This window comes from Mycobacterium sp. (assembly GCF_035603715.1).
Classification (GTDB): Bacteria; Actinomycetota; Actinomycetes; order Mycobacteriales; family Mycobacteriaceae; genus Mycobacterium.
This window is the reverse complement of the sequence record NZ_DATNJW010000015.1, coordinates 1-8,803: the sequence shown is the minus strand read 5'-3', so window position 1 is coordinate 8,803 and position 8,803 is coordinate 1. Positions and strand designations below refer to the sequence as shown.

Annotated in this window: 9 protein-coding genes; 2 read left to right on the top strand and 7 right to left on the bottom strand. The window is 64.6% G+C overall.

Annotated elements, in window-relative coordinates; all coding sequences use genetic code 11:
• The 3 genes from VN856_RS00535 to VN856_RS00525 all read right to left on the bottom strand — a co-directional run.
• Nucleotides 1–186 (bottom strand): hypothetical protein (locus tag VN856_RS00535; RefSeq protein WP_325685183.1); only part of this gene is annotated, 186 nt, incomplete at its 3' end.
• A gap of 84 nt (nucleotides 187–270) precedes the next feature.
• The gene (locus VN856_RS00530) at nucleotides 271–1,407 is read right to left on the bottom strand and encodes a phosphoglycerate mutase family protein (RefSeq protein ID WP_325685182.1); all 1,137 of its coding nucleotides are present in this window, start codon (nucleotides 1,405–1,407) and stop codon (nucleotides 271–273) included.
• 13 nt (nucleotides 1,408–1,420) lie between these two features.
• On the bottom strand, nucleotides 1,421–2,560 hold the full coding sequence (locus tag VN856_RS00525) for a phosphoglycerate mutase family protein (protein ID WP_325685181.1): 1,140 nt from the start codon (nucleotides 2,558–2,560) through the stop codon (nucleotides 1,421–1,423).
• Between the two features lie 142 nt (nucleotides 2,561–2,702).
• Here VN856_RS00525 and VN856_RS00520 point away from each other — a divergent pair, with 142 nt between their 5' ends.
• Together VN856_RS00520 and VN856_RS00515 are read left to right on the top strand one after the other, a co-directional pair.
• Entirely contained in the window at nucleotides 2,703–3,953 is a 1,251-nt protein-coding gene (locus VN856_RS00520; RefSeq protein ID WP_325685180.1) for a PucR family transcriptional regulator, read from the top strand.
• A gap of 57 nt (nucleotides 3,954–4,010) precedes the next feature.
• Nucleotides 4,011–4,406, top strand: a complete 396-nt coding sequence (locus tag VN856_RS00515) for a nitroreductase family deazaflavin-dependent oxidoreductase (RefSeq protein WP_325685179.1) — start codon at nucleotides 4,011–4,013, stop codon at nucleotides 4,404–4,406.
• Here VN856_RS00515 and VN856_RS00510 read toward each other — a convergent pair.
• From VN856_RS00510 to VN856_RS00495, 4 genes are all read right to left on the bottom strand, one after another.
• On the bottom strand, nucleotides 4,403–5,749 hold the full coding sequence (locus tag VN856_RS00510) for an amino acid permease (RefSeq protein ID WP_325685178.1): 1,347 nt from the start codon (nucleotides 5,747–5,749) through the stop codon (nucleotides 4,403–4,405). The genes VN856_RS00515 and VN856_RS00510 overlap by 4 nt on opposite strands.
• An 8-nt stretch (nucleotides 5,750–5,757) precedes the next feature.
• Entirely contained in the window at nucleotides 5,758–7,587 is a 1,830-nt protein-coding gene (locus VN856_RS00505; protein WP_325685177.1) for an amino acid permease, read from the bottom strand.
• Between the two features lie 39 nt (nucleotides 7,588–7,626).
• Nucleotides 7,627–8,220: a helix-turn-helix domain-containing protein gene (locus tag VN856_RS00500; protein ID WP_325685176.1), complete on the bottom strand. Its 594-nt coding sequence runs from the start codon at nucleotides 8,218–8,220 to the stop codon at nucleotides 7,627–7,629.
• On the bottom strand, nucleotides 8,207–8,803 hold a 597-nt coding region (locus tag VN856_RS00495; protein WP_325685175.1), incomplete at its 5' end, for an oxygenase MpaB family protein. The genes VN856_RS00495 and VN856_RS00500, both read right to left, overlap by 14 nt.

Here is an 8,803-nt window from a genome sequence, read left to right as displayed (position 1 = left end):
TTCGGTCGTGGTACCACCGACGTGTACGCCGGTGGTCACCGTCACCAGCCGCACCAACAGAGCATCGGACACCGACGCCGCCCACCCGGCCAGGCCTCGATGCCGCGACTGGGAGAGCTGGCTACAGACGCCGAGCAGCGTAGAGGTGGCCTCTTCGGGCAAGTCGTCGACGCTGGGATAGGTCACTGCGATCCTCCTCATACTCGTGAAGAGGTATTCGGCGCCGACGTTGTCCCGGGTGGGTTGGATTCTGGTTGTGCTGCCGTGACGCTAGAACGACGCGAAAGCGTCGCTGAGGCTCATCCCCGCCTCGCCCACCGCTTGTGCACTGGTCTCGGTGGCGAGGTTCTGCGAAGCGCCGACGATGTCGTTGATCACCATTTCGGGGAACTGGACCAACGCCGCGTCGATGCTTTGCACGCCGGCCTGAACAGCACTCTCAAGCGTTGCCGGATCGCCGCCCAAGGCGGCCTCGTAGATGTTCCAGGCAGCTGTTTGCGGCGCGATGATCAGGTCGCGCAAGGCCATGACAAACTGCGTCAGCACTCCCGGATCGGCGGGGACGGGTTGGCCGTCCCAGCTGACCAGCGTCCAGCCGTCGGTGGGATTGCCCTCGATTTCGACCACCCCACCGCCGGGCAGCAAAGCGTTACCGTCGCCGTCCGGATTGAGCAGTGTTTGAATGGTTCCGTTCAACAGGATTGGTATGTCTGGGTTTTTGACGTTCAGCGCTACCCAGGCGGCGACATCAGCCTCGTTGTTGAACGCGACATCGGTGATCTGACCGTCCGCACTGACGACTGGGTTTGCCATGGCGGCGTTGTACATCGCGTCGACGGCATCGGTGAACTTGTTGTCCGAGACGATCCCATTGATGTCGCTAGACCCCGGGATTGGCGCCAAAACCAGTCCGAACAATGTCCACAGCAGCGGCGTCTCTTGGTACAGGTATCCGCCGAGGCTGTCGAGCGGGTCGCCCGCGTAAATTCCGCTGTCGATTTCGTTGAGCCCCGGCAGTACCTGTACGGCATCACTCATGTGCTCGAGCGTCGCGAACGGCGCCGCGGTTTCCAAGTCCCTGATCGACTGCCCGGAAAAAATCCCGGCTACGTGTTGACCCAGCTCGTTGAACAGTTGGCTGCCGACGTCCTGCGCCTGCTGCTGACCCAGATCACTGAGCGGAGGTCCTGGGTAGTCCGGGGATGGGGTGACAACTTCGTTGAAAGGAGGCAGTCGCTGACCATGCCGCACGATGTCGATGACGATGTCTTGCGCGTCGCCGGAGGTCAGCTTGATGCGGGCTACGTGCAGCGTGGGCACCGCCGCAGTGGTCGGGGTGACGACAACGACGCCGGCGCCGATGAGCGCGACGCTTGCGATGACGAAGAGGCGATGACCAACCCGCATGCTGACCTGTGACTTAGAACAACGTCGCGACAAGATCGCTGAGCGTCATGCCGGCTTGTGCGCCGGCCTCGGTGGCGATGACGTTCGTCAAGGCGTCGCTGATCGAATTGAAAATCGATTCGGGGAACTGGGCCAGCGCCGAGTCGACTTGCTCGAATCCGGTCTGAACGGCGTTCGTGATCGTCGTCGAATCGCCGCCGAGAATGGCCTCCCAAATATTCCATTCCGCGGCTTGCTCGGGCAGGGCCACGTCGCGCACGTCGACGAACAGGCTTGACAGCAAATCCGGGTCCTGCGGGATGGCTTGCCCGTCCCAGCTGAGCAGTGTCCAGCCGTCGGTGGGGTTGCCCTCGATTTGGACGACACCGGTGTTGGGCAGCAACACGGTCGAAAGCCCGTTGGGGACGGTGTGGGCCTCGATGATGCGGTTGATGAAAAAGGGCAGATCGGGGTTTTTCACGTTGTCCAGCGCCCACACGAAGATCGACGCTTCGCTGTTGAACGCGACGTCAGTGATCTGGCCGTCCGCGCTGACGACCGGATTGACGACGGCGGCGTCGTACATCGAGTCGATGGCGTCGGTGAACCTCGCGTCGAACACCACCCCGTTGACATCGGAAGAGCCGGGGGCCTGCAGTAACGCCAATCCAAACGGAGACCCCAGCGACCAAGCGCCCGCGGTCAGAAAAGCAAGCTGACCGCCAGTGCTGTCAATCGGATCGAGAGCGTAGATGCCACTGTCGATCTCGTCGAGCCCGGGCAGTACCTGCACATTGCCGCTCATGTTCTCCAGCGCGGCGAATGGTGCCGCGGTTTCCATCTCCCGGAGCCCCTGCCCCTCGAAGATTCCGGCGACATGCGGGCCCAGCTGGTCGAATAGTTTGGTCGCGAGGTCCTGCGCCTGCTGCTGACCGAGATCGCTCAGCGGCGCCCCCGGAAACGCTGGGGAGGGGGTGAGCTCGTCTTCGAACGGCGAAATCATTTGTGCGTGCCGCACGACGTCGATGACGACGTCCGGTTCGTCGCCAGCGGTGAGCAGGATGTCGGGTAGGTAGACGTGGGGCGGCGACACCGTTGTCGGGGCGGTGGCGATGATGCTGGCGCCGACGAGGGCAAGACCTGCCGTGACGTATGGGTAATGCCGGAGCCGCATGCTGCACCCGCCTAAGAAAAACCTGAAAAGTTTGTTACATCCTGCTTAATAGTCAGCGGGCTCGCCCTGTGAGGCAAGGGCATCCCGCACCAAAATCGACTTATGACGGTGCATAGTGCACCAATGCCTATACGCTGCGTCGGTGGGCTGGGAAGTGCCGTCAAAACGGGTCTGCGAACTGATGCAACAAGGCGCCAAGATCGTCCTCGACGCTCCTGAGGAGCTCCCGCTCGATGAGCTGAACAAGGCCACGCTGACCCCGGAGTACATGCAGACCGTCGCCGGCGATCCGGTGCTCGCCGAGGCGGTGCGCCAAAGCAATCGTTCAAATCGGCTGCATTGGGCAGCCGCCAACATCAGCCACCCCGGCGAGCCGGTGCAGCCCAATCTCGGCCCCGAGTCGCTGACCATTGCTCGCTACCTGATTCGCCGCGGGCTGGACGAGTCGACGGCCGTGGATGCCTACCGGATCGGACAAAATGTGGCATGGCGCGCGTGGATGCAGATCGCGTTCGCGCTGACATCCGACCAAGATGAATTGCATGAGCTACTCGACGTCTCGGCGCGTTCGATCGCATCTTTCATCGACGAGACGGTCGCCGCGATCTACCGTCAGCTGCAGGTAGAACGCGAGGCGCTCACCCGCGGAACGCATGCCGAACACCGCGAGATCGTCGCGCTCATCCTCGACGGGGCACCGATCACTCGGCAACACGCCGAGAACCGACTCGGATACCGCCTCGGGCAGGACCACACCGCCGCCGTGATCTGGGGCGACGAATCGAACACCAAGCTTTCCGATCTCGACCGTGCCGTCGAGGCGATGGCGCGCAATGCCGACGGACGCCGGCCGCTGTCGGTGCTGGCCGGCGCAGCCACCCGATGGGTTTGGTTGCCCGGCGCCGACGGCCCGGACCTGTCGGGTGTCGCCGCCGCGGTGAGTCAACTGCCTGGCGTACGAATCGCCCTCGGCCCCACCGCGGCCGGAATGGAGGGCTTCCGGCGCAGCCATTTCGACGCGATCACCACCCAGCGCATGGTGGTGCGGATGGGCTCGGCCCAGCGGGTGGTCAGCTTCGCCGACGTCGAACTCATCGCATTGATCACCGCGGATCCTGAACGAGCGGACCGGTTCATCAAACACACACTCGGCGATTTCGAATCGGCAGATGCCGAACTCCACCAGAGCGTGCTCACCTTCGTCCACGAGCGATGCAACGCCTCCCGGGCGGCCGCGCGGTGTTTCACGCATCGAAACACGTTGTTGCGCAGGCTCAGTCGCGCCGATGAGCTGCTGCCACAACCGCTGAAAGATTCGAGCGTGCATGTTGCGGTGGCACTGGAAGCGCTGCGCTGGCGCGGCGCTACCGGTTCGCCGACGTTGGGCGAGTGAGCCCATCTGGACGCCAACCCGTAGCGTCATGCCGCGCGTCTCGTGTTTGATAGCGGCATGCAACTACCGCAACGGCTCGCCCGGTTCAACCGGCACGTGACCAACCCGATTCAGCGGATGTGGGCCGGCTGGGCCCCGTCCTTCGGCATCCTCGAGCACGTCGGACGTCGTTCCGGCAAGCCCTACCGCACCCCGTTGACGGTGTTCAACGCCGACGTCGACGGGAAGCCGGGCGTGGCGATCCTGCTGACTTACGGCCCGGACCGCGACTGGCTGAAGAACCTGAACGCCGCCGGCGGCGGGAAGATGCGCCGCCACGGCAAAACGTTCAGCGTCGCCAACCCGCAAACCGTCACCAAGGAAGAGGCGGCGGCACACGTCAGCGGCGCGGCGCACCGGGTCTTCGGCAGATTGCCGTTCGAGCAGGCCGTACTGCTGACGAAAAGCGATTAATCAGCCCGGGCCGCAACACGTTTGGTCAGGAAATACAGCGCGACCGTGACGGCCCAGGACAGCAGGCTGAGCCAGAACTGGGTGCGGGCGGTGCTGTCGAACGCCATCTGCACGAGCACCGCGGAGATCGCGGCCACCGTCAGGATCGACAGGCCGGGAAACAGCCACATCTTGACCCGCAGCTTCTCCGGCGGCGTCTTGCGCCGTAACACGATCTGCGACAGCGCAATCAACAGGTAGACGAGCAGCACGATGGCGCCCGACGAGTTGAGCAAGAACTGGAAGACAGTGTTCGGCGCGACGCCGGCCATGATCACGCACAGAAATCCCACCACCGACGAGGACACGATCGCGAGGTAGGGCACTCCGCGCCGGCTGACTTTGAGCATCCGGGCCGGCGCCTCGTGCTGACCGGCGAGCACGAACAGCACCCGGGACGCGCTGTAGAGCCCTGAGTTCAGGCAGGACAGCACCGCGGTGAGCACCACCGCGTTCATCACCTCGTCGGCGCCGGGAATGCCGATCTGCTTCAACGCCGCCACAAACGGCGACGAGCCGGCTTGCAGGGAGTTCCACGGCAGGATGACCGTCAGCAGAAAGACCGATCCGACAAAGAAAATCGCGATGCGGGCTGCCACCGCGTTGGTCGCTCGCTGAACCGCACGCTGCGGATCCGGGGTTTCCGCCGCGGCGATCGTGGCGATCTCCGCACCGACCATCGAGAAGATCACCGTCACGATGGCGGCGACGGCGCCCTGTAGACCGTTCGGGAAGAATCCGCCGTGGGCGTGCAGGTTGGAGAAATCGGCATGCCGATGCGGCCACAGCCCGAACGCGTACATCGAGCCCAGCAGCAGGAAGACCAGGATGCTCACGACTTTGATTCCGGCGAACCAGAATTCGAATTCGCCGTAGGACGAGACGGAGAACAAGTTCGTCGCCGTCATCAACACCATCAGGATCAGCGACAGCAACCACAGTGGCGCGTGGAACCAGTAGGTGATGACCTTTGCACCGGCGACCGCCTCGAAGCCGACGACGATCACCCAGTAATACCAATACAGCCAACCGACCGAGAACCCCGCCCAGCCACCCAGCGCCTGCCGGGCATAATCAGCGAACGACCCGGTCGACGGGTTGGCGGTGGCCATCTCACCGAGCATCCGCATCACCAGGATGACCAGCACGCCGCACACCACATACGTCAGGACCACCGAGGGACCGGCTTTCCCGATGGCCACGCCGGAGCCGACGAAGAACCCGGCACCGATGATCCCGCCGATGGCGATCATCATCAGCTGCCGTTGCGACAAGCCTTGTTGCAGTTGCGGTGTGGTGGCCATCGGACAGATCAGGCCGAGCTCAGCGCCGATTGCCCGGGCACCACGTGGATGACCGGGATCGGATAGGTGGCCCGCACCTTGTCGACCATGCCGAGGCGCAGCCACGCCGAGCGGGCCTCGGCTATCACCAGCTGGTCGGGCCGGAAGCGTCGCACCGCGGCGTCGAGCGCCCGCAGCGGCCGGTAGTCGCCGAGTTCGCCTGCGGCGGACAACCCGATGCCATGCATCGCGGTCAGGATGGCGTCGAGACGTTCCTGCGCCGCCGTGACGGTGGCGTCCAGGACGAACACCGGACCGGTTCGCTCGGCCTGGCCGGTGTCGACCGGGTTCACCGGTACACAGATGAAGTACTCGGCGCGCTGCTGGGCGTCGACGCGGCGCAGCACATCGAAAAGCTCACTCGTAGAGACGTTTTTGTTGGCCAGCACCAGAACACGGTTCGCCCGGCCGGTCGGCTGGTGCGCCGCAGCCTCGGCCCTGGCCGGCCCACGCCGCCACCTCGGCACAAAGTACAAGGCCAACACCACCGCCCAGGACAGCAGACCCAGCCACAGCTCCATCCGGGCGTTGGGGTCGAACGCCATCAACACCAGCACGCCGACGAGTGCGGCCGCGGTGAGGATCGACAATCCGGGGAACAGCCACATTTTCACCCGTAGCCGGGCGGGCGGGGTGCGTCGGCGCAGCACGATCTGAGAAATCGCGATCAACAGGTAGACCGAAAGAACAAGGGAGCCAGATGATTTCAGCAGGAACGTGAACACCGCCCCGGGCGCCACCCACGCCGCGATTACGCATAGGAAGCCCACGATCGATGAAACGAGGATCGCGAGGTAGGGCACTCCGCGTCGACCCACTTTGACCAAGTCCATCGGTGCTTCGCCGCGGGCGGCCAGCACGAACAGCATCCGCGATGCGGTGTAGAGCCCGGAGTTCAGACACGACAGCGCGGCCGTGAGCACCACCGCGTTCATGATGTGCCCAGCGGCGGGAATTCCCATCTCCCGCAAGGCCGCAACGTAGGGCGACACCCCTGGGCGCTCAGCGTTCCACGGCACGATCACCGCGAGCAGGAACACCGATCCGAGGTAGAAGATGACGATCCGCACGACCACCGATTTGGTCGCCCGCGCTACCGCGCGTTCGGGATTCGCGGTTTCGGCGGCGGCGATGGTGGCCACTTCGGCGCCGACCATCGCCGAGATGACCACCGAGACGGCACCGAATACCGTGCCTACGCCGTTCGGGAAAAAGCCGCCGTGTGCGGTCAGGTTGCTGAAGTCGAGGCCGTGCCGCGGCCAGAAGCCAAAGACGAACAGCGATCCCAGGGTCAAAAACGCCACGATCGCCGCGACTTTGACTCCAGCGAACCAGAATTCGAACTCGCCGAAGGCGGCGACCGAGAACAGATTGGTCGCGGTCATCGCGACCATCAGGACCCCCGACAGCAGCCACAGCGGTGCCTTGATCCAGTAGGACAGCACGGCGCCGCCGGCGATGGCCTCGAAGCCGACGACCACCACCCAGAAGTACCAATACAGCCAGCCCACCGAGAATCCCGCCCAGCCGCCCAACGCCTGCCGCGTGTAGTCGGCGAACGAACCTGTCGACGGATTGGCGGTGGCCATCTCGCCGAGCATCCGCATCACGAGGACGACCAGCACCCCGCACAGCGCGTAGGTGATGAACGCGCCGGGCCCCGTCTCACCGATGATGACGCCGGACCCGACGAACAAGCCCGCGCCGATGACACCGCCGAGCGCAATCATGTTCAACTGCCGTTGCGAGAGCCCCCCGCGGAGCGGCGTGGCGCCGCTCGTCTCGTGGGTCGGCGCCATGACGGGACGCTAACACCTACCCTTGCGGCCGCGCTCGATTCACACCGGTACGGCGCGCAGCGCCGCAGGCAGGCTGGGCAGGAAGTGTGCGGTGGCAAACGCGCGAATGTCCTCGGCGTCGGCAAGCGTTTCCCGGGTCGGCAACAACAACAGCATTGCCGCGTAACGCAGGATGGTGTCGGCCAGCTGATCGACGGCGTCGGCGCCGATTTGCTCAGCGAAGCCGTCGGGGAAGATCACCCGCAGCGCGACCGACATCCGCTCGACGGCGGCGTTCCAGTGCCGGTGGGCCAATTCGAGCATCAGGCCGGGCTCGTCGGCGAGCATCCGGGTCAGCACGCGGTGTTGCTGGAACCGCACGATCGACAGGGTGAACGCCTCGACGTAGTAATTCGACTGTGGCCTGCGGCTTTTCAGTTCTTCGGCGATGTTGGCGAAAAGCACCGCGTTCTCGCGGTCGATGACGGCGGCGACCAGCTCGTCGCGGCTGGCGAAGCGCCGGTAGATGGTGGTTCGGCTGACTTTGGCGCGGCGGGCTACGTCGTCGAGCGCGACCCGCCGAAAGCCATGCTGCTCGAACTCGACGACGGCGGCGTCGAGGATCGCTTGGGTGGCCGGGTCATCCCCGGGCATAGCCCGCTCGAGCAAATCCGTTGTAGCGCAGTCGCATCGGCAGATGATCCCACAGCCAGTTCACCGACCGAGACCGCCACACCGCAGCGAACCGCTGGTAGCGGCGCTCCTGGCGCTCGCTCCAGGGCAGGCCGAGCAGAGTGCGGGCCCGCGGCGGCATGCCGCCGGTGGTCAGGAAAGCCGCGACCGGATTGAACACCGGCGCCAGCACCCGCCACGCCAGTGGCGAGACACCTTTGGGGCGGGGAAATCCTTTAGTCACGTATCCCACACCGTATTTCGCGGTGGGATGCGCGACCATGACGCGCTCCATCATGTGATCCCAGTACCGCTCGAACTCGTCGTAGTCAGCGGGCATCGGCCGCTCGCTGACGCCGTAGCGGCGGTACCAGGTCTTCGACTCGAGATAGATCTGCTGCTTCTCTGCATCGGTCAGCCGCTTGACGAAGGTGTCGGCGAAGTAGAGCACCTGCTCGACGAAGGTGGCGTGCGCCCAGAAGTAAGTGTCGGGGTCCAACGCGTGATACCGGTCGCCGCTGGGCATTTCGCCCTTGATCTGGTGGTGGAAGTCACGGACCTGCTG